This window comes from Chrysiogenia bacterium (assembly GCA_020434085.1).
In the GTDB taxonomy this organism is placed as follows: domain Bacteria; phylum JAGRBM01; class JAGRBM01; order JAGRBM01; family JAGRBM01; genus JAGRBM01.
Genome location: JAGRBM010000258.1, coordinates 1 through 19,595, shown reverse-complemented (window position 1 = coordinate 19,595; position 19,595 = coordinate 1). Strand labels below are relative to the sequence as shown.

Annotated in this window: 20 protein-coding genes; 17 read left to right on the top strand and 3 right to left on the bottom strand. The window is 61.8% G+C overall.

Going from position 1 to position 19,595, the window contains the following annotated elements; all coding sequences use genetic code 11:
• The first annotated feature begins 38 nt into the window (after nucleotides 1–38).
• The 11 genes from KDH09_08605 to KDH09_08555 all read left to right on the top strand — a co-directional run bounded on the left by KDH09_08605 (nucleotide 39) and on the right by KDH09_08555 (nucleotide 9,852).
• Entirely contained in the window at nucleotides 39–470 is a 432-nt protein-coding gene (locus tag KDH09_08605; GenBank protein ID MCB0219739.1) for a hypothetical protein, read from the top strand.
• Between the two features lie 130 nt (nucleotides 471–600).
• Nucleotides 601–1,206 (top strand): hypothetical protein, encoded by a 606-nt coding sequence (locus tag KDH09_08600; protein MCB0219738.1) that lies wholly within the window; start codon nucleotides 601–603, stop codon nucleotides 1,204–1,206.
• Between the two features lie 42 nt (nucleotides 1,207–1,248).
• On the top strand, nucleotides 1,249–1,929 hold the full coding sequence (gene ftsE, locus KDH09_08595; GenBank protein MCB0219737.1) for a cell division ATP-binding protein FtsE: 681 nt from the start codon (nucleotides 1,249–1,251) through the stop codon (nucleotides 1,927–1,929).
• On the top strand, nucleotides 1,929–2,822 hold the full coding sequence (locus KDH09_08590; protein ID MCB0219736.1) for an ABC transporter permease: 894 nt from the start codon (nucleotides 1,929–1,931) through the stop codon (nucleotides 2,820–2,822). The genes ftsE and KDH09_08590 overlap by 1 nt, the downstream gene beginning before the upstream one ends.
• 4 nt (nucleotides 2,823–2,826) lie before the next feature.
• Nucleotides 2,827–4,029: a peptidoglycan DD-metalloendopeptidase family protein gene (locus KDH09_08585; protein MCB0219735.1), complete on the top strand. Its 1,203-nt coding sequence runs from the start codon at nucleotides 2,827–2,829 to the stop codon at nucleotides 4,027–4,029.
• A 61-nt stretch (nucleotides 4,030–4,090) separates the two neighbouring features.
• Nucleotides 4,091–5,410: a S41 family peptidase gene (locus tag KDH09_08580; GenBank protein MCB0219734.1), complete on the top strand. Its 1,320-nt coding sequence runs from the start codon at nucleotides 4,091–4,093 to the stop codon at nucleotides 5,408–5,410.
• A 36-nt stretch (nucleotides 5,411–5,446) separates the two neighbouring features.
• A complete protein-coding gene (locus KDH09_08575; protein MCB0219733.1) occupies nucleotides 5,447–6,466 on the top strand; it encodes a divergent polysaccharide deacetylase family protein in 1,020 nt (339 codons plus the stop codon).
• Between the two features lie 139 nt (nucleotides 6,467–6,605).
• On the top strand, nucleotides 6,606–7,094 hold the full coding sequence (locus KDH09_08570) for a hypothetical protein (protein ID MCB0219732.1): 489 nt from the start codon (nucleotides 6,606–6,608) through the stop codon (nucleotides 7,092–7,094).
• A complete protein-coding gene (locus tag KDH09_08565) occupies nucleotides 7,084–7,911 on the top strand; it encodes an ABC transporter permease (GenBank protein ID MCB0219731.1) in 828 nt (275 codons plus the stop codon). The genes KDH09_08570 and KDH09_08565 overlap by 11 nt, the downstream gene beginning before the upstream one ends.
• A gap of 3 nt (nucleotides 7,912–7,914) precedes the next feature.
• Nucleotides 7,915–8,667 (top strand): ABC transporter ATP-binding protein, encoded by a 753-nt coding sequence (locus KDH09_08560; protein MCB0219730.1) that lies wholly within the window; start codon nucleotides 7,915–7,917, stop codon nucleotides 8,665–8,667.
• A 69-nt stretch (nucleotides 8,668–8,736) separates the two neighbouring features.
• Entirely contained in the window at nucleotides 8,737–9,852 is a 1,116-nt protein-coding gene (locus tag KDH09_08555; GenBank protein ID MCB0219729.1) for an MCE family protein, read from the top strand.
• Here KDH09_08555 and KDH09_08550 read toward each other — a convergent pair.
• Entirely contained in the window at nucleotides 9,843–11,390 is a 1,548-nt protein-coding gene (locus tag KDH09_08550) for a GMC family oxidoreductase (GenBank protein MCB0219728.1), read from the bottom strand. The two genes, KDH09_08555 and KDH09_08550, sit on opposite strands and share 10 nt — an antisense overlap.
• Nucleotides 11,387–11,881 carry a hypothetical protein gene (locus KDH09_08545; GenBank protein MCB0219727.1) on the bottom strand — a complete coding sequence of 165 codons (495 nt, stop codon included), beginning with the start codon at nucleotides 11,879–11,881 and terminating at the stop codon, nucleotides 11,387–11,389. Before KDH09_08545 ends, KDH09_08550 begins: the two co-directional genes overlap by 4 nt.
• Nucleotides 11,882–12,074: 193 nt before the next feature.
• Between KDH09_08545 and KDH09_08540 the strand changes: the two genes are divergently transcribed.
• The 6 genes from KDH09_08540 to KDH09_08515 all read left to right on the top strand — a co-directional run bounded on the left by KDH09_08540 (nucleotide 12,075) and on the right by KDH09_08515 (nucleotide 19,191).
• Entirely contained in the window at nucleotides 12,075–12,662 is a 588-nt protein-coding gene (locus KDH09_08540; protein MCB0219726.1) for a hypothetical protein, read from the top strand.
• Nucleotides 12,659–13,294, top strand: a complete 636-nt coding sequence (locus KDH09_08535) for a TetR/AcrR family transcriptional regulator (protein ID MCB0219725.1) — start codon at nucleotides 12,659–12,661, stop codon at nucleotides 13,292–13,294. Before KDH09_08540 ends, KDH09_08535 begins: the two co-directional genes overlap by 4 nt.
• 53 nt (nucleotides 13,295–13,347) lie before the next feature.
• On the top strand, nucleotides 13,348–15,156 hold the full coding sequence (locus KDH09_08530) for a hypothetical protein (protein MCB0219724.1): 1,809 nt from the start codon (nucleotides 13,348–13,350) through the stop codon (nucleotides 15,154–15,156).
• Between the two features lie 235 nt (nucleotides 15,157–15,391).
• Complete coding sequence (locus tag KDH09_08525) at nucleotides 15,392–16,462, top strand: alpha/beta fold hydrolase (protein ID MCB0219723.1); 1,071 nt, start codon at nucleotides 15,392–15,394, stop codon at nucleotides 16,460–16,462.
• Nucleotides 16,463–16,466: 4 nt separating this feature from the next.
• Nucleotides 16,467–17,633: an alpha/beta fold hydrolase gene (locus KDH09_08520; GenBank protein ID MCB0219722.1), complete on the top strand. Its 1,167-nt coding sequence runs from the start codon at nucleotides 16,467–16,469 to the stop codon at nucleotides 17,631–17,633.
• 4 nt (nucleotides 17,634–17,637) lie between these two features.
• A complete protein-coding gene (locus tag KDH09_08515) occupies nucleotides 17,638–19,191 on the top strand; it encodes an alpha/beta fold hydrolase (protein ID MCB0219721.1) in 1,554 nt (517 codons plus the stop codon).
• Nucleotides 19,192–19,254: 63 nt separating this feature from the next.
• On the opposite strand, the gene KDH09_08510 is transcribed toward KDH09_08515, so the two are convergent.
• On the bottom strand, nucleotides 19,255–19,595 hold a 341-nt coding region (locus KDH09_08510; protein ID MCB0219720.1), incomplete at its 5' end, for a GGDEF domain-containing protein.

Below are 19,595 nucleotides of genomic sequence, written 5' to 3'. Positions count from 1 at the left end.
TGCGCGTGCGTGCATTTCACGTCGGAGATTGAGCAGCCATGCTGCCTGGGTACAACCACAACATCAAGTACCACGAGGAGATCTACCACATCCAGACCGAGGATTCGGGTGTGGAGAATCCGCACATCATCACGTTGCTCTATAAGGGTGGAAACATCCTTGCCCGGCGCAAGACTTCGTACGCCGACATCGTCAAGAACGAAAACCTCAACGAAGTGGTTCGCGAGCTCATGCAGGAGCAGCACAAGCAGATGCTGCGCGACCTCAAGGGCGGACTCTTCGACAAGGCCAAGGGCATGGAGGCCAGTCAGGTACCCGAAGCACCGGCACCGACGCCCGCGCCCCCCGAGGCCAAGACCATCGATATCGACAAGGGCGACGATGTGGAGAGCCCCTTTGGCGGCGATCTCATCAGCGACCGCAGCCTCGACGAAGTGATTCTTTCCTACCTTGCGCAGGACGAAAAGTAGCGTCGCGCGCAGGGTTGTCATTCGGACGGGCGGTTAAACGCCCAGCGTCTTTTGGTATCCGGTGAGGGCAGACACGGATCCAGAATCGGCGAAGCAGTGCGCCGGTTGGACCTGAAAGACTGCACCACCAATGAGCACCCCCCTCGCTCGCAGCCTTGCGCTTGCTCTCATCCTTGCCACGATTTTCGTTGCAGCCGCGCTCTCTCCCCGGTCTGCGTTTGCCCAGTCGGGTGAAAAAATCGACGACGTCGACCGCACCGTGGAATTCGGCCCTGAGTTCTTTGCCGGCTGGGCCAACAAGGAATTCTTCAACTCCGCCCACGGCGGTTTTGGAATCGGGATGCGGGTCAAAGACGTCATCACGCTTCGCCTTCGCAACCAGTATTTCGGTGTGCTGGATCCGCCGCCGATTCCCCGCGGACGGCCCGACGACGCGTGGAGCTTCACCGCCGGCCTGGTGCTCCATCCCTTCAAGTTCTACAACGGCGAGATCCCCGACCTCTGGCTCGAGCCCTACATCGCGGGAGATGTGGGCGTGGGCGCGCTCTTCGACAAAAACGACGGGACGGAGTTCCTGCAGGCCAACTTCCTGTGGGGACTGAACCTCGACATGGGCCGCCACGCGGTGCTCTTTTTCGAAGGCGGCGTGCTTTATCTCGATTTCGACGACAAGGACCCGCACCGCGATTCGGTGGTGCAGGGACAGATGACCGGGGGCTTCCGCTACTTTTTCTAGCGTTTGTCGAGAATTCCGATGGCATTAGACCGCGGCGCCGACATGGTTCAGTTATTCCACGTGCACAAGCGCTATCAGCGCGACGTGGAAGCCCTTACCGATGTGAATCTGCGCATCAAGAAGGGCGAATTCTGCTTCATTACCGGCCCTTCGGGCGCGGGCAAGACGACACTGATGCGCCTGCTTTTCGCTGCTGAAAAGGCGACGAAGGGCCAGATCATTCTCAACAACATCAACCTGGCGCGCCTCAACCAGCGCAACATCCCCTACCTGCGCCGCCACATCGGCGTGGTGTTCCAGGACTTCAAGCTCATCGACAACCGGACGATCTATGAGAACGTTGCCGTGGCACTCGAAGTGCTCGGACACTCGGCCAAAGAGATCCGGCCACGCGTGCTCAAGATGCTCAAGCAGGTGCACCTGCAACACCGGCTTGATTCCTACCCGCCACGCCTCTCCGGTGGTGAGCAGCAGCGCGTCGCCATCGCGCGCGCGCTGATCACCGATCCCGTGTTACTGCTGGCCGACGAGCCCACCGGTAATCTCGATCCCGAGATCACGGTGGAAATCTTCAAGCTCTTTCGCGAAGTGAACGCGCGCGGCACCACTGTCGTCATCGCATCGCATGACCGGGCGCTCATCAAGTCGATGAACAAGCGCGTGATCGGCCTGAAAAACGGGCGCATCGTCGTTGGTGCCGATCCTGTGGAGGACACCCGCTGATGCGCGCGCTCCTCTACTTTCTCTTCCGCACGCTGCGCAACATTCGAGAAGAATGGGCGCTCAATCTGCGTATCGTCACGGGCTTTGCGCTCATGCTCGTCGTTCTTGGCGTCTTCGCCATGCTCTCGCGCAACCTCGAAGTGCTGCTCACCAAATGGGGCGAGGACCTGCAGGTTACCGCCTATCTCGATCCCAAGCTGCCCGAAGACAAGCGCGTGGAGCTGGCGCAGAACCTCGAGAAACTTCCCGAAGTCGAGCGCACGACCTACGTCTCCGAAGCACTTGCGATGCGGCGCTTCCGACAGGATCTGGGAGGCCTCGTCGGCATTCTCGACGGGCTCGAAGGCAACCCGCTGCCTGCCTCCATCGAGATCCGGCTTCCACCCGAGCGGCGCACCGCGCCCGAAGTCACGGCGCTCGCCGCCCAGATCGGCGCAATTGACGGCGTGCGCGAAGTCCAGTTCGGTCAGGAATGGGTGGAGCGCTACCGCACCTTCCTCGATCTGGTTTCCACACTGGGACTTGGCATTGGTGTCATCTTAATCTTCGTGGGCTGGAGTTCTGTTTCCAACCTCATCATGCTCACCGTCTACGCGCGCAAGGACGAGATCGAAATTCTCAAACTCGTGGGCGCGACCGACCACTTCGTGCGCACGCCGTTCCTGCTGGAAGGACTTTTCCAGGGACTCGTCGCATCGATGCTCGCGCTAGGACTTTTGTACGGACTTCACGCAACGGTCTTCGTCCACTTCGCGCAGAGCCTTGCCGGGTTTTTCGGCGTTTTCGATCCGGTGTTCCTGGGCACGACGCAGATTGCCATGCTCGTGGGCGGCAGCCTGGGGCTCGGCCTGATCGCCAGCTTCGTGGCCACCGGTCGCCACCTGGAGGTCTAGACTGGTGCGCGCCCTTCGCCGGGGAATCTGTTGCGCGGCACTGGCGCTCGTGCTTGTGCCCCTGGTTGCGCACGCGCAGGGCAATCCCTCCGGCGTGAATGACCTGCAGGAACAGGCCAGTGAGCGCCGCAAGGAACTCACCGAGCTGCGCAACCTTCTCGCCGGTGAGCAGGAACGTCTCGAGCAGGTCGCCAAAAAAGAAAAAAGCGTGCTCGATCTGCTCGAAGGCACCGAACGCGAGCTGGCACGCCTGCAACGCGCCGAGCGCAAGCTCTCGGCGCGCATCAAGAAACTCAAAAAAGACATCGCTGCCAATAAACGGGCCATCGAGGTCAAAAAAGAAGAACTCGAACTCGAACGCGCAGCGCTCGCCAAGCGTCTGGTCGGACTCTACAAGCTCGGACCCACCGGCTCGCTGCGTGTGTTGCTCAGCTCCGCGAGCATTTCCGACCTGCAACGCCAACGGCACTCACTGGGCCTGATCCTCGAACAGGACGCAGAAAGGGTCGAACAATACAAGGCCCTGCTCGCCGATCTCTCGCGGCTCGAAACCGAACTTGACGAGCAGCGCATCGAACTCGAAGACAAGCAGCAGGCGCTCAAGAAGAATCGGGATGCGGCACTTGTCGAGCGCGACAACCGCCTGAAAATCGTCCGCTCCGTGCAGCGCGAAAAGGCCAACTACGAGCAGGTGGTCTCCGAACTCGACGAGCAATCACGCAGGCTGGAGCTTCTTCTCGAAACCATCAGCAAGCGCATTCGCAGTCAGGCGCTCCTCCAGAACAAGGCCGGTTCGCTGCAGTTCGCCGATTATCGCGGCAGCCTGATCCCGCCGGTGCCGGGCAAGGTGCTCGCACGTTTTGGCAAAAACATCAACGAACGCTTCGGCACGGTGACCTTCAACAACGGGGTAGAGTTCGCCGCCAAGCCCGGCGCCGACATCGAAGCAGTCTTCGGCGGCGTTGTGATTTTCGCCGACCGGTTCAAGGGCTATGGCAACCTGCTGATCATCGACCATGGCGACAATTTTTATACGCTGTATGCCCATTGCCGGGACCTGAAGAAGCAGGTGGGTGATCCCGTCGAAGCCCGAGAGATCGTCGCCACGGTGGGCGATTCCGGCTCTCTGAAAGGCCCGTCCTGCTACTTCGAGATCCGCGAAAAAGGACAGGCCCTCGACCCTTCCGGCTGGCTGCTGATGGAGTAGACTGCCGCAACCCCGACACGATGCGTTTCGGCTCTGGATGCGCACGGGCAAGGAAGTGAAGATGAAATCCAACCAGAACAGTCCTCGCCGTCGATGGTTCCTCGTGGCCGGCCTCCTCGGTCTGGCCCTGTTTGCCCGAACGGTCGCGGCGGCAGCCGATGATGAGACCTACGAGCGCCTGCGCATTCTCTCGAAGGCCTTCAAAGTCGTGCGCGATGGTTATGTAGAGCCCGTTCCTTTCGATGAACTCGTCGACAACGCCATTCGCGGGATGCTCGAACACCTCGACCCCCACAGCTCCTACATCACGAGTGAAGAATTCCAGGCCTTCTCGGAATCCACCAGCGGCAAGTTCGGCGGCCTCGGAATGGAAGTCACCCAGCGCGGCGGCGTCCTCATGATCGTGACCCCGATCGAGGATACGCCCGCCTCCCGCGCGGGACTGGAGCCCGGCGACCTCATCGTCACGATCGAGGACACCTCGACCGATCAGCTTCGACTCGACGAGGCAGTCGAGCTTCTCAAGGGCGACCCCGGAACCGACGTCACCATCGAAGTGCTGCGCGAGGGCTGGGATGATCCCAAAGAGTTCACCCTCACCCGCGAAGTCATTCGCGTAAAGAGCGTGCGCTCCAAGATGCTCGACCCTGGCTACGGTTACGTGCGCATCTCCGTTTTCCAGGAAGACACGACGAGCCAGCTCGAAAAGGCGCTCGACAAGCTGAGCGAAGAGAACAAGGGCCCGCTCTCGGGCGTGGTCATGGATCTGCGCCAGAATCCGGGCGGCCTCCTCGATCAGGCCGTCTCGGTCAGCGATACCTTCCTCAACTCGGGCATTGTCGTCTCCACCAAGGGACGGGACGCATCCCAGCGCCAGCAGTTCGCCGCGACGCCCAACAAGACGCCGCGCGAATATCCGCTGGTCGTGCTCGTCGACGGTGGCAGTGCCTCGGCCTCCGAAATCGTCGCGGGCGCCTTGCAGGACCATGGCCGCGCCGTGCTGGTGGGCGAGCCCACCTTCGGCAAGGGCTCGGTGCAGACGATCATCAAACTCGACGACGGCTCGGCCCTGCGCCTGACAACGGCCTTCTATTACACGCCCAATGGACGCCTGATTCAGGCGCGCGGGATTGAGCCCGACTTCCTGGTGGGCAAGGCCGAGTCGGCGCTGATGAAGGAGAGTCGCCGCCGGCGCGAAGCCGACCTGCGCGGCCACCTCCAGAACGGGCAGTCCGGCGAGCAGGACAAGGGCGAGGCCGAACAGGCCTGGTGGCTGGCCGACATCCAGCTCACCCGGGCCCTGCAGCTCGTAGAGAGCTATGCCATCTTCGACAAGGCCCACCGCAAGCGCGCGGCCACAGAGGGCGCCGCTGCCCAGTAAGGAGCGCCGGAGAAGGCGCGGAGACGACTGATTGCTTTGAGCGGGGAACCCACAGACTCACCCGGGTCGCAGCACCCGCCCAGCCTGCCGACGTGGCTGCTGCTGGGGCCGTTGCTCATCGCGACGGTGGGGCTTGCCCTGCTGGCAATTTCCCACCCGCGACTGCAACGCGGGTACTACCGGCTCAAGGCCCGCGTGCTTTCTTCGCCGCCGGTCTATGAGGAAGCCCGCTTGCCCGACATCGCCCCGTCGAGTCCGGCGGATTCCGCGCCGCCGGCCGAAGCGTTTCCGAAATCCGACGTTCCCCTTGTCGCCATTGTGATCGACGATCTGGGTTATGACTTGGCCGCTGTGGAGCGGCTGCTCGCTCTCCAGGTTCCAATGACCTTCGCGGTCCTGCCCGGGCGCAAGTTCAGCGACGAAGCCGCCGCGCTGGTGATCCGGGACGGGCGCGAACTCATTCTCCACCAGCCCATGGAGCCGCTTCCCGCGCAGGTCCCCCTGTTCAAGGGGAGCGATAGCTTCCGTACAAAGCACATCGATCCGGGTCCCGGCGGTGTGTTCCTCGACATGAAGCCCCAGAAGGTCGCCGAAAAAGTGGAGCAGAATCTCTCCCATTTTCCCGGCATTACGGGGATGAACAACCACATGGGATCGGCCTTCACCCAGAATTCGCCGCTCATGCACGCAGCACTCGCGCCCCTGCTCTCGCGCGGGTTCTATTTTCTCGATTCACGCACCCACGCCGATGCCGTGGGATTCCAGGTTGCAGCAGAAATGGGACTTCGCACCGTGCAGCGCGACGTGTTTCTCGATCACGAACAAACCGTCGACTTCGTCTCCCGCCAGTTCGAGGCCCTGCTGCGTATTGCACGCGAGCAGGGCTCGGCCGTGGCCATCGGCCACCCCCACCCCGAGACGCTCGAGGTGCTCGAACGGGAGATCCCCGGCGTCGAAGCCAGGGGATTCCGGCTGGTTTCGGCCGGAGTGCTGGCCCACACCCATCCCGAGATGGGCGCCGATCCCCGACTCGCCGGGGACCCACAGGCCAACTGAGCGAAACAAGAGACGCATTTACAGAGCCCCCGCCCCGGTGTAATTCTTGGTTGTGCACCTTCGGAGACACCTTCAGCGAGTTCTGAGCCTCGGCGCCCTGATCGCCGCCCTCGGCATGTCCGGGTGCGGAGAATATCTCGTGCGTACCTTCATCGGTTCTCCGCCCAGGGAAGGCGCGCAGGAGGCCCCCGGGCGCATGGTGGGCCGTCGCTTCGAAAGCCCGCGCGTGAATTACGAACTCGGCCCGCTTCCCAGCAACTGGGAGTTCCAGGAGGGCGAAAAAGGCGACGCCGCCTATTACTCCAAGGAACACAAGGCGCTTATCAGCGTTCGCTCAGTCTGCGCCCGCTACAGCGAGGCGCGTCTGCAGAACCTGGCGCGTGATCTGCTCTGGGGCTTTACCGATCGCGAAATTCTCCGGGAAAAGACGATCCAGTTCGCCGAGCGCGAGGCGCTTGATCTCGAAGCCGACGCCAAGCTCGACGGCGTGCCCGTGCACATCTGGGTGCGGGTGCTCAAGAAGAATCGCTGCATTTTCGATTTCACCCTCGTCGCCCCGCCGGAACATTTCGACGAGGCGCGGCCCGCCTTCATCAGTCTGCTGGAGGGATTCCGTCTTGCTGAATGAACTCGTCGAGGATGCGGTCGTGCGCCCGGTGCGCTCGGGCGTGAGCGGCGTCGGCAGCCGCTTCATCGCACTCACCGACTATGTCGCGGAGTTCACCTATCTCACGCTCGGCTTTTTCCAGCGGCTCTTCCACAAGTGGGACCGGCGCGACTGGGACCTGTTTGTCGAACAGGTCATCGAGATCGGCGCCAAGTCCCTGTTCGTCGCGCTCATCACGGCGGCCTTCACCGGCATGGCGGTCGCACTCCAGCTCTCCTACGGCCTGGCGCGCTTTGGCGCGAAGACCTACGTCGGGATCATCGTCGCCTTTGCACTGGTGCGCGAGCTCTCCCCCGTACTCGTGAGCCTGCTGGTAGGCGGCCGCGTGGGTGCCGGCATGACCGCCGAAATTGGGTCGATGGCAGTGACCGAGCAGATCGATGCACTCCGCGCGCTGGGCTCGGACCCGATCCGCCGCCTCGTCGTCCCACGCGTTCTCGCGTGCATCATCGTCTTTCCGATCCTCACAATTCTTGCCGATCTGATCGGCGTCGCGGGCGGCATGCTCATTTCGTATCTTGAATCCGGCGTCGGCTCGCGCTTCTTCATGGAATCCGTGCTGCGCAGCCTGAAGGTGCGCGACGTCGCCAGCGGCGTGGGCAAGACAATCTTCTTCGGCGCCTTTGTCGGGCTCGTCGCCTGCAAGGAAGGCCTGCAGACCCGCGGCGGCACTGTGGGTCTTGGCCGCGCGACAAAAACCACGGTAGTGGTTGCGCTGGTGCTTGTGCTCATCTCGGATTTTCTGCTCTCCAAGCTCTTTTTGCTGGTGGGATGGTGAGCCATGGGTGAGAAGCCAGAGCCCATCATTTCTTTCAAAAACTTGCGCACGCAGCTCGGCGATCTGCTGGTGCATCGCTCGATCAGTCTCGACATCATTCCCGGCGAGACCATTTCGATTCTGGGGCCCTCGGGCTGCGGCAAAAGCGTACTCCTGAAGGTCCTCATCGGACTGCTCCCTTCCACCGATGGAGAGATCTGGTTCGAGGGGCAGGACCTCACCGACCTGAGCGAGCGCGAGATGACGGTAATCCGCCGGGACATGAACATGCTCTTCCAGGGCGGCGCGCTCTTCGACGCGCTCAGCGTGTTCGACAACATCGCCTATCCGCTTCGCGAGCAGCACCTGGCCGATGAACACGAAATTCCCGACATTGTTGCCGAGAAACTCTCACTGGTGGGACTCCCGGGAATCGAGAACAAGTGGCCCGACGAGCTCTCGGGCGGAATGAAGAAACGCGTGGCGCTGGCCCGCGCCATTGCGACCGAGCCCAAGGTGATCCTCTACGACGAGCCCACCACCGGGCTCGATCCCACCAACATCCGACGCATCAACGAGCTCATCCGTTCATTGCAGGAAAAGATCGGCGTCACCAGCATCATCGTCACCCACGAGCTGCCCACGGTATTCGGGGCCTGTGACCGGGCGGCCCTCATCTGGGAGGGGGAAATCGCGGCGGTCGGAGCGCCCGAGGAGCTGCGCGAGAGCGGACCGCTGATCGTCCGTCAGTTCATCGAGGGGACGGCGCCGATTTAAGGAAGTTGCCGCGCGCGTTCAACAAACGCGGCGTGATGGGCCACAATGGCCGAGGGGAAACAAAGGGCAATGGCGAAGAACACAGCACGCAACAACCTGCTCGTCGGCGTGTTCGTCCTGGGCGGCATCGCTGTCTTCACGATCGGCCTGCTCTTCGTGGGCGGCAAGGGCGAACCCTTTTCCCGCCGCGTGCAGGTCAGCAGCCGCTTTTCCTCCATCGGCGGCCTGCTCGAGGGCGCTCCCGTGCGTCTTGCCGGCGTGGACATCGGCTCGGTCTACAACATCAGCTTCGCCGAGACCCAGACCGAAAAACCCGTCATCGTCACCATCGAAATCAGTTCCAGCGCCGCCGACCGCATCGGTCGCGACGCCAAGGCCCAGATCCGCCAGCTCGGCCTTCTGGGCGACAAGTACATTGAGATTCTGCAGGGCAATCTGCAGCTCGGCACCATTCGCGAAGCCCAATACATCGAGGGCCAGGCCCCCTTCGACATCGGCGAGGTCTATGACCAGTTCGAAGACATCATGACCAACATTCGCGAGGCCAGCGGCAAAATCAGTGAAGCCGTCGAGCTTTATGCTCAGCCCAAAACTGCTGAAAATCTCTCACGGGGAATCGACGCGGCACGCGCGCTCGTCGAGGAAATCCGCGACGGCAAAGGCTTCATCCACGCGATCATTTATGAGGACGCGCACAAGGGGATTCTCAAGGATCTCGCCCGCGCTTCGGATCATCTGGCGGATGCATCGCTCTACTTCGATGACATTCTCAAGGAAGTTCGCGCCGGCAAGGGGAGTCTGCATACGCTGGTTTATGGCGAGGATCTGGCTGAGACGATCATCAAGCTCGACGGCCTGGCAGCCGATCTCCAGGCGATCACGACGCAGGTGAAAACGGGCGACGGGCTGGCACACCGCATGTTTTATGATGAGGGCGAAAAGGTCATGGGCGCCGATCTGGCCAGGACCGTTGCCGAGCTGCGCACCGCCAGCGCCGACATCGCGCAGGTCAGCCGCGCACTGCGCGAGGGTGAGGGCACACTCGGTGCGCTCATTCAGGACAAGGCGCTCTACGAAGACATCCGCCTGCTCTTTGGCGGCGCGGGCCGCTCCTCGTGGCTGCGCTATGTGATCCGCTCCATGGTCGAAGAAAACGAAAAACGCGCGGCCTCCGATCAGGAATAGCGCCGCCCGATTTCCTGGGCCATCCGGTCCGCCATTGCCATTCCAGTGAGCATCGGATTGACCGCGGGGCTTCGCGGCATGATTCCGGTATCGAGGATGTAGCAGTCCTTGAGCTGGTGCATCTGCCCGGCTTCGTCCACGACGCTGTTGCCCGCATCGGGACCCATGCGCGTCGAGCTGAAAAGATGCGTGGCAGCGAGTACCACGTGTTCGGGTCTTAAATCTGCGTTGCGCAGCACATCGACGCCGTCCCTGGCTTCCATCACCGGCGGCACCCCGTAGATTCCGGGAATGATTTTCGTTGCACCGGCGGCGAAGAAAAGCTCGGCAAGCGTGACGAGCCCTTCCTTGATCTGGGGCATGTCGGCCGGTGAGATGTGATATTTCACGCTCGGGTTCATGCTCTTGCCCTTTTTGGCGCGCACTGAACCCTTCGAGTGTTTGAGTGCAAAAAAGGCGTCCCAGAATGCACTGTAGCGAAGCTGATTGAGGTGTTCCTTGAGCTCCGCACCGAATCCCGGCAGGCGAACGGCAAGCAGCGCCGGCGGGGCCCAGAGGACTTCGAGCTTGTAGCCGCGTTCCAGTCTTGCAAGCGACTGGTAGCCCTGCGTCGCGCCAAACCAGGGATCGACCGGATCGGGAAACACACCCATGAGCGCCGCGCCCGGGTGGGCCTGCAGGTCCCTGCCGATGAGCTGCGCCGGATCGGGCGCGTTGCTCTTCTGCAGAATGACCGGTGTCGCAAGGCATCCGGCCGCAAGGATCGTCGCTTTCGCCTTGATCTCCACCGGATAGGATGCGCGGTTGGTCTTTGGCTCCACCACGCTGCCCTTGATGCCGGTCGCGGCGCGCCCGTTGTGGAGGAGCTGCTCAACCTGGATGCTGGTCATCACCCGCAGGCCCTTCTTCACGGCGGCCGGGATGTAGCTCACTTCCATGCTCTTCTTCGAGCGATCCGGGCAGCCGGTAAAACACTCGGCGCAGCCGTTGCAGTCGACCACGTTGCGGCGCATCGGTTCGCTGGAGATTCCGATGGCGTCGCAGGCCTCTCGAAAGAGCGTGTTCTTGCGGCCCAGGAATTCCTCGCGCGTGGGTTCGACGCCAAGGAAATCCTCGACGCGGTCGTAGTGGGGCTCAAGAACTTCACGGTTGATGGTATCGACGCCGTAGCTGCGCTTCCAGTCGTCGAAACAGAACTGGGGCGTGCGCACGCAGATGGCCGAGTTGATGTGGGAGCCGCCTCCCAGCACGCGCGCCTGCATGGTGGGAAGAAAAGTCTTGCCCTGCATGGCGCGCAGGCCGCCCTCGTAGCAGACCTCCGCCAGGGTGCGCGCGCCGTCGGTGGTGAAGTCCCGCGGGCGGCGCACGGGCCCGGCTTCGAGCAGGATCACATCGAGTCCCATTTCCGCTAGGTTATAGGCCGCCACCGCGCCGGTGGGGCCCGAACCCACAATCACCACGTCGCAGGACTCGCGCACGGGTCCGGCATAGTCGGCGTATTCGCGAATGCCTTCGTAGATCGCGTCGATGTCACTCATTGGATCAGCGCTTTCTCCTGACAGGCGTGCGGGCGGGCGACGCCCAGGTGCGCTTCGACCTCGGCCGATGCCAGGTACGCCATGGTCACCATCGCCCGCAGGCTCTGAAAGGCCATTCGTCGCAGGTAGAAACGCGACTCGTCCCACCCGGCCAGGTATTCCTCACGCGCGCGCGGATCGAGGGCGGAGAGCCGGCGGCGGCTCGGCCCGAAAACGAGCGTCGCGTGCTCGAACAAAAAGAAGAGCAGCTTCATCAGGAAACGGTTCGCCGGCGAGTGCCAGCTAAAATAATCGTCCATGTAAGAGATCAGCCCTGCGTCGCGAGCCGAGGCCGCGATGGCTCCGCCGGCGGGAAACATGGCCTCACCCACGGCGTCCAGCACGGCGGCGTCTCGGCCGGAGAGATAGCGAAATCCGCCGGAACGGCCGTAGCCAACGAAGACCCGCACCGCCGCAAGGGCGAGCAGGGCGCCCAGAATGAATCCGAACATTGCGCCTCCTCAGACTTTTCGCGTGCCCACCATGGTGAGCCATCGCTTGCCCCCGGACCAGTCCCTCGGGGCTCCCCGGTGATGCGAAGAACCCGCCGGCTGGACCCTCCAGAGCACCCCGAACCACCTCTTGACGCGGGGCCGGGAATGTGGGAGTCTGCAAACCGACCAACCGGTTTTTTTGAGGTGCCCCATGAATACACGATTTTCCCTGGCCGATGCAATACGCGAAAAGGCCTCGATCGATGAGATCGCCAAAACCCTCGACGCCATGAGCCACGCCGAGCGCGTCGCCCAAATGGGCCCGGTGGGCGGCAAGCTCCAGGGCGCGCTCTACGAGATGGCCCACGGTCGCACCACCGAGCTCTCCTACTTTGTTCCAGACGGCTGCGTGAATACCGAGGTCATTCACGAGGGTCGCAACTTCGCGCCGGCCTTCAACCGCTTCCAGAAGCGCTTTGCCCGCATCGGCGACGAGATCACCGGCTACAACGAACAGACCTTCAAGCTCTTCACTGGGCCGGGCTATTTCGTGGGTGAAGTCCTCGACAATCCCGAGGGGCTCAAGCAGTTCGCCATCAACTACACGAAGACTCCCACCCAGAAGATGCCCGGCTGGCCGAAGATTCTGCCCGCCGCCGCGCGCCTGGGACGCTTCGTCTATGGCGGAGCGCACGACTGGATGTGGGGCATCAGCGCCCACATGAGCATCGGCCGCGTTCACAAGCAGGGCAAGTGGCACGACATGTGGTTCATTCTCACCCGCGAGGATACCAAGTGACCAGGCACCTTTCCCACGAGGAACGGCGCGAACAGATCCTGCAGGCAGCCGAAGCGCTTTTCATCGAAAAGGGCTACGAAGCCGCGCGCATCAATGACATTGCCGAGCGTGCGGGCCTGAGCAAGGGCGCCATCTACTTTCGCTACGAGAGCAAGCGCGATCTGTTCATCGACTGCATCCGCCACCATTTCGAAGAAGTGCAGGAGATCGCGCTGGGTGACGGGACTGCGCGCACGCAGGGGCTCGAAGACCTGCTGGGCGTGGCCGAGCGCTTTGCCCGCTTTGTCGAAAAGAGCCCAAGCAGCTCGAAGTTCATGCTCGTAATGACCGAGGCCGCCGTACGCGACGAAGAGATCCGCACGCTGCTCGTCGAGCACTACCACCGCCCCATTGTCGCCGCCATCGGCGTCGCGCTACGCGGCGATGCGATGCCGCTGTTCAGCGCCATGAAGCTCGACGAGATCGATCCAGAGCTCGCAACGCTGGCGCAGCTCGTAAAATCCGTGATCGACGGACTCTCGGGATCCTACGCCATCGGTCAGCCCATCGACCTCAACGCCGTCATCCGCATCGGCTACCAGGCCATCTCTGTTCTCTCCGCTGTCTCCCCGAGAATTGCGGCCTCCGGCTAAGGCCGCGTCCCCAATAGCCCACGCCGCCGGGATCGGATACGATCCGGGGCGGTATGCAACAGGTCGCACTGCTACTTCGCCCGAAAATTCAGGGCGCCCGCAACGGATTCCGCCGCTTCGGACAGACGCGCACCCGCGCGCTGTTCATCGGCGCAGTGGGTGCATTTTTCTGGCTGATCGTCTTTGCCGGCGTCTGGCGCGGCCTCTGGCGTGTGGAGCACATCGTCCCTACCGCCGCTGCTGCGTTCGGCAAACAGGTGCTGAGCTGGATCGTCATCATGGCGCTGACGGTACTGGTCTACTCCAACGTGATCGTCGCGATCTCGGTGTATTTCCTCTCGCGCGAGCTGGATCTCGTCTTCGCTACGCCGGTCAAGCGCGAGTCGGTTTTCTATTCAAAATTTCTGGAAACCCTGGCCGGTTCGTCCTGGATGATCTTCATCTTTCTCACGCCGGTGCTGCTCGGTTATGCGATGTACTTCGAGCCGCCCTGGCACTTTTACGCCGCGGCGCCGGTGTTGCTGCTTGCCTTCTTCTCTATTCCCACGGCACTGGCTGTCTTGCTGAGCATGGCGCTCACCAATGTCTTTCCCGCCCGCAAGCTGCGCGATCTGTTTTTTCTGATTCTGCTGGTGCTGCTGAGCGGCTTCATCTTCTTCGTGCGCTACCTGCGCCCGGAATTGCTGGTCAACCCCAACAATCGCCGCACGGCGATTGAGTACGTGCTCAACCTCGAACGCTCGGGCTCGCCCCTGCTGCCCAGCACCTGGCTCACCGAGCTGTTCAGTAAAATGCTGGGAATGGCGTCGGTCCCCAACGACCGGCTCATTCTGTACGGCGTGCTGCTGCTCAGTTCGGCAGCGGCGCTGGTGGTGATCTGTGAACGCACGGCACATCATTTCTATCATGCCGGCTGGTCGCGCACGCAGGAGGCGCGCCGCGTGGAAATCGAGCAGGGACTCCCCGAGTCGGGTACCGAGCGGCTCAAGATGCGTCTTGCCGGCATCGCCGCGCTGCAGGTGCTTCCCCGGACGCTGCGCCGCATGGTCGAGTGGTTTTGCCGCATGAGCGCGCGCGCCATCGGCGCGATCATTCCCGGGGTTCACCGGCCCGTGATCGAAAAGGACCTGCTGACCTTCTTCCGGGATACTTCGCAGTGGTCGCAGTTTCTACTCGTGGGCGCAATCACCTCGGTCTATATCCTGAACATCTATCTCATCAATCTCTCGGGCGGCATCGTTGACGCGGTCATCGACCTGCAGGGACTCAAGTCCGTCATTTCGTTTTTGAACATCGGCATGGTGGGCTTCGTCCTCGCATCGGTGTGCCTTCGCTTCGTGTTTCCGGCAGTGAGTCTGGAGGGCGAGGCGGTATGGATCATCCGCTCCAGCCCGATCACCGCGCGCGAGTTTCTGCGCTCCAAGCTGTGGACCTATCTCATTCCGCTCCTTCTTCTGGCGGGCCTGCTTTCGGCCACTTCGACCTGGCTGCTCGAGGCCCACGCATTCATTTCCTGGGTCTCGGCCGTCACGGTCATCCTGATGACGCTGGGAGTGGGCGCGATGGGAGTGGGCCTTGGCGCCATGTATCCCGATTTTCGCTATGAAAATGCGGCCCGGGTCTCCATGAGCTACGGCGGCGTGCTCTACATGCTGCTCTCCATGTGTTACGTGGGCGCCGTTCTGGTGATTGAGGCCCTGCCGGTCTACCTCTACATGCGCGCCGAGCTCTCCGGGCAGGTGCTGGGCATGACCGAGCGCTACGCCATCGTGGTGGCGCTGGGGGCAACCGTGATTCTGACGGCTGCGGCGGGCTGGATCCCGCTCCAACGCGGGCGCCAGGCCCTCGAAAATCCGGGTTGATTCATGCACCCCAGAACATCCCGAGACGGCCCGGAAAGCGCCGCAAGTGCGCGAAATACCACACAAAAGTTTACGCTTGCCCGCCGCTGGTGCGTGCTACACTCAAACCCCGGCAAATCAGGAATTTCGTGCCGTTCGCGGCGTTTTTTAACCGATTGGGCGTGGGGTGGTCTGCGCGCCCGCAGCCGGTCAAACCATTGAGCCCATGCGCCAGTATCTGAAAATACTTCGCTTCATGCTTTTGCTGTCCGTTGTGACGGGGCTGCAGGGCTGTTTCTGGCTTTTCCCGCTGACCGAGCCCACCGAAGTGCGCTTCGCCACCACCCCCGACAACTGGAAACTGGCCCTTCACCGCTACAAACCCGAAAAAATCTCCGCGGAAAAAGAGCCACTGCTTCTGGTGCCCGGCTTCGCCTCCAACCGCTTTGCTTTCGATCTGGCCCGCGACCGTTCGCTGGCCCTCTACCTCTACGAGCGCGGCTACGATGTCTGGATGCTGGAACTGCGCGGCGCCGGCGAGAGCACGACGCCTGCCTATTTCGACATGGGCGACTGGGCGCGCGACGGTATCGGCCCGCCGCCCAATTACAACTTTGACACCTTCGTGGAGATCGATGCCCCCACTGCCATCGAGTACATCCGCTTCGAAACTCGCAACGAAAAGATCTCCTGGATCGGTCACTCGCTGGGCGGAATGATCGGCTACGCCTATCTGGGCCTGAACCCCGACACCGACGCCATCCGCACTTTCGTTGCGCTCAGCGCGCCCTCGAGCTTCAAGCTCAAGAGCCAGGCGCTCAATTTCCTGCTTCAGTTTAAGGGAACCGTCGACTGGCAGCCCAAGATCTATACGCGGCTCATGGCGCAGTCGATGGCCAACAATCTGGGCTGGCTCGATACGCGTTTCGACGCGATCATCTGGAACAACGAGGTCATCGACGCCCGCACCATGAGCATGGCGGGCTACAACATGGTGACCAATCTCTCCGGGCCGCTCTTCAACCAGATGGTGGGCTGGATGGAAAACGGCGAGTTCACCTCGGCCGACAATGCCATCAATTACGCCGACAATCTCGATCGCATTCGCGTGCCAACCCTGCTCGTATCCGGCAGCGTCGACGCACTGTGTCCGCCGCTGGTCACGCGCGATACCTACGAAAAAATCGGCACCATCGAAAAGGTGATGCGCATTGCCGGCAAGGCCAACGGCTTTACCGGCGATTACGGGCACATGGGCGTGGTGATCGGAAACCGTGCCCGCGAAGACATTTACCCGGTTGTGTTCAACTGGCTGGAGCAGCACTAGTCGTATGAAGCGACAGCTTGACAGAAGAGCGCAGCGCGCGCGTAATTTTGCGCGGCTGTGGGCCCGTGCGTCCGTCGCGTTGGGGTTCCTGCTGGTCTTTGCCATGAGCGCCTGCAGCAAGCAGGTGATGAACCCCAATCTCAATCTCGAACGCCTGCTTCCCTATGCATCCAAGAAGCCGCGCGTCTATTTCACGCAGACCACGGACGGTCGCAGCCTGGCGTTGCACCGCACCGAGCCCAATCAGATTCGCGAAGGCCTTCCCCCGCTGATCCTCTGCCACGATGAGGGCATGAACAAGTGGGCGTGGGACCTGGGCGGACGCCGTTCGTTCATCAAGTTCTTCTCGCAGCTCGGCTTCGACGTGTGGGCACTGGAATTCCGCGGCCACGGCGAGTCGAGCAAGCCTGAGTGGCACAACGAACGCCCCTACGACTGGAATTTTGACGACTACGTACACAAAGACCTGCCCGCGGCAGTCACCTTTGTGCAGGGTCAGACCAATTCGCGCTACGTAACGATGATCGGCCACGGCATCGGCGCCATGGCCATCTACGCCTATCTCGAAACCGAAAATTTCTTCGACGAAGTTGCCAACGCCGTACTCATCGCGCCGCCCGGGTTCGCCGCCGATTACTCGCCGGAGATGAAAGAGCTGCTGGCACTCCAGCAGAACTGGGACGGCCTCGATCCCATGTCCCTGGTGCATCTGCCCTCGCGCACCGATTCGTGGGAGCTCTTCAGCCGCCTGATGCTCACGGGAACACCGATCCCGAAGATCCGGATCAAGCGCCTTTCCCAGCGCGGCATGGAAGTGATCTCCCCCAAGGTATTGCAACAGACCCTGCACTGGGTGGAGGCCAACGACTTCCTCTCGGCGGATCTCAACTTCTCTTATCGCAACAAACTCGCGCTCATCCGACTTCCCGTGCTGGTGATTGCGGGCACCCACGACAATTTTGCGCCGCCCGGCGTGGTCAATTACGGCTACCGGGTCATCACTGCCGAGGACAAGACCCTGATGATCTTCGGTCGCGATTACGGGCACCTCGACAACTACAGCCACCTGGGACTGCTGCTGGGCGTTCACGCCCACGAAGAGGTCTTCCCCCGCATCTTCGAGTGGATCGAAGAGCGCACCGAAAATTTCGATGTTTGGGGGAAACTCTAGGACCATGCGGCGCGCGCTTCGAATAAATCTCCGCCCGGGCGTGATCGTCCTGGCCTGCCTGCTGCTCAGCAGCTGCGCAAGCTGGGGAATGCCCTCGTGGTGGCCTTCCTGGATGCAGGCGGGCAGCGCGCCGCCACCGCCCGTCGATGAATCCCTGCTCGAAGACATTCCGGGGGATCCGGCCGCTCCGCAAACCGCGGGCGATGTGAATCAGACCCCGCCCGAAGAAACTGAAGTCATCGGTGAATCGGATTTCTATGTCGAAGAAGATGCCTACGCCGATTTCGGCTACGGCGACGTGCCGCTCGTGCGCGTCCCCACCAACGACGGATGGAATCTGGCGGTCTATCACTATCCGCCCCCCAGCGCGCTGGGCAAGGTATTTCCCGTCGTCCTGGTCCACGGCGAAGGGTTCAATCGCCTGGTCTGGGACTTTGACAAAAAGCACTCCCTGGCGCGCTACCTCGCCGAGAATCTCTACGACGTCTGGGTCGTGGAACTTCGCGGTCACGGCAATTCAAAGGGTGAAGAGGCCGAGCCGGGCCCGCTACCCAAGTGGTTGTTCGAAGACTACGTCACCGACGTTAACGCAACCATCGATTTCGTGCTTGCTGAAACGGGTGCCACGCAGGTGGCCGTCATCGGCCATTCGACCGGCGGCACGCTCCTTTACGGCATGATGGAAAACGACGTCTACAGTCGAAAGATTGCGGTCGGCGTCGCCATGAGCGCGCCTACACGCTTCCATCTGCCCAACGATACGCTCACTTCCCTCTTCCTCCACCGCGACAAGGCATGGGGCGAGGAATACGTCGATCTTCGCCGCGGCATGTATCTACCCGCACCCTTCGAGGAGAACGTCGAGACCGTCTACAGCATTTTGTTCTTCAATGATTTTTTCTTCGATCCTGATCTTGTGGAGAAATTCGGCGATTCGGGCTTTGAGCCGGTACGCGTAGACATTCTTCGTCAGTTTGCCGACTGGTTTGCCGAGGAACGTGCCTATTCCACCGAAGACAATTCCTTCAACTACGACGAAGACATTCCATTAATCGATCAGCCACTGTGCATTTTCGTGGGTTGGCGTGACAACATCGCCGAGCCGGCCAACGTGGTGGAGTCCCTCAAGGAGATGGAGAAGTCCCGGTATACGCTGGAACTCTTCGGCAAGATGAACGGACACCAGGACTATTATGGTCACCTGGGCCTGCTGCTCAACGACTACGCATCGGTGGACGTGTATCCCCGCGTACTTAATTGCCTGGACGAGGGCTCGATCAAAGCCGAAAAGGATATTTACGGGGCGCCCGGCACCTCTGGCGAAGAATCGCCGTATCCCGACGAGTTCGCGCCGCCGGGGATGGAAGAAGCGCCCGCCGAGCCCGGAACAGAGCCTGGCGCAGAGCCCGGCGCCCCGGGCGCCGAGGAGCCCGTTGTGCCCGAGACACCGACCGACGAAGGCATGCGTCCCGAGGAAATCGAAATCGAGGATCTCCCCGAGTTCGAGGACGCCCTGCCCCTGCCACCGCCGGCCCCGGACGAGCCCAGCAACCCGTAAAACAAAAAGGACCAGGCAATGCCTGGTCCTTTCATTTCTGTCCGATGAGATCCCGCCGAATCGCTACTCTACCGGTTTGGGGGCATCTTCATCCTCTGCCTCGCGTTCAGCCATGACGACGCAGTTCTTTCCCTCGTCCTTCGCGGCATACATCGCGCGGTCGGCGAGCTTGAGAAATGCGTCCTTGTTCTGGTCGATGCTGAATCGCTTGCGAACGTGTTCGTGATAGCTGGCCACGCCGATAGATGCGGTGATCAGATTGGCGATGCGGAGCGGGGGCCCGTAGGGGCCCTCGATCCGAAGAAACTCGAAGTTCTCAATTTCCTGCCGAAGCCGCTCGCAGATTTCCCGGCCCTCTATCGCGTTCGCCCGTGGAAGGACAATCACGAATTCATCGCCGCCGT

Bases quoted from the DNA above. Each gene is read 5' to 3' on its own strand.
- KDH09_08605 (MCB0219739.1), top strand. From the start codon at position 39: ATGCTGCCTGGGTACAACCACAACATCAAGTACCACGAGGAGATCTAC.
- KDH09_08600 (MCB0219738.1), top strand. From the start codon at position 601: ATGAGCACCCCCCTCGCTCGCAGCCTTGCGCTTGCTCTCATCCTTGCC.
- ftsE (MCB0219737.1), top strand. From the start codon at position 1,249: ATGGTTCAGTTATTCCACGTGCACAAGCGCTATCAGCGCGACGTGGAA.
- KDH09_08590 (MCB0219736.1), top strand. From the start codon at position 1,929: ATGCGCGCGCTCCTCTACTTTCTCTTCCGCACGCTGCGCAACATTCGA.
- KDH09_08580 (MCB0219734.1), top strand. From the start codon at position 4,091: ATGAAATCCAACCAGAACAGTCCTCGCCGTCGATGGTTCCTCGTGGCC.
- KDH09_08560 (MCB0219730.1), top strand. From the start codon at position 7,915: ATGGGTGAGAAGCCAGAGCCCATCATTTCTTTCAAAAACTTGCGCACG.
- KDH09_08555 (MCB0219729.1), top strand. From the start codon at position 8,737: ATGGCGAAGAACACAGCACGCAACAACCTGCTCGTCGGCGTGTTCGTC.
- KDH09_08550 (MCB0219728.1), bottom strand. From the start codon at position 11,390: ATGAGTGACATCGACGCGATCTACGAAGGCATTCGCGAATACGCCGAC.
- KDH09_08545 (MCB0219727.1), bottom strand. From the start codon at position 11,881: ATGTTCGGATTCATTCTGGGCGCCCTGCTCGCCCTTGCGGCGGTGCGG.
- KDH09_08540 (MCB0219726.1), top strand. From the start codon at position 12,075: ATGAATACACGATTTTCCCTGGCCGATGCAATACGCGAAAAGGCCTCG.
- KDH09_08530 (MCB0219724.1), top strand. From the start codon at position 13,348: ATGCAACAGGTCGCACTGCTACTTCGCCCGAAAATTCAGGGCGCCCGC.
- KDH09_08525 (MCB0219723.1), top strand. From the start codon at position 15,392: ATGCTTTTGCTGTCCGTTGTGACGGGGCTGCAGGGCTGTTTCTGGCTT.
- KDH09_08520 (MCB0219722.1), top strand. From the start codon at position 16,467: ATGAAGCGACAGCTTGACAGAAGAGCGCAGCGCGCGCGTAATTTTGCG.
- KDH09_08515 (MCB0219721.1), top strand. From the start codon at position 17,638: ATGCGGCGCGCGCTTCGAATAAATCTCCGCCCGGGCGTGATCGTCCTG.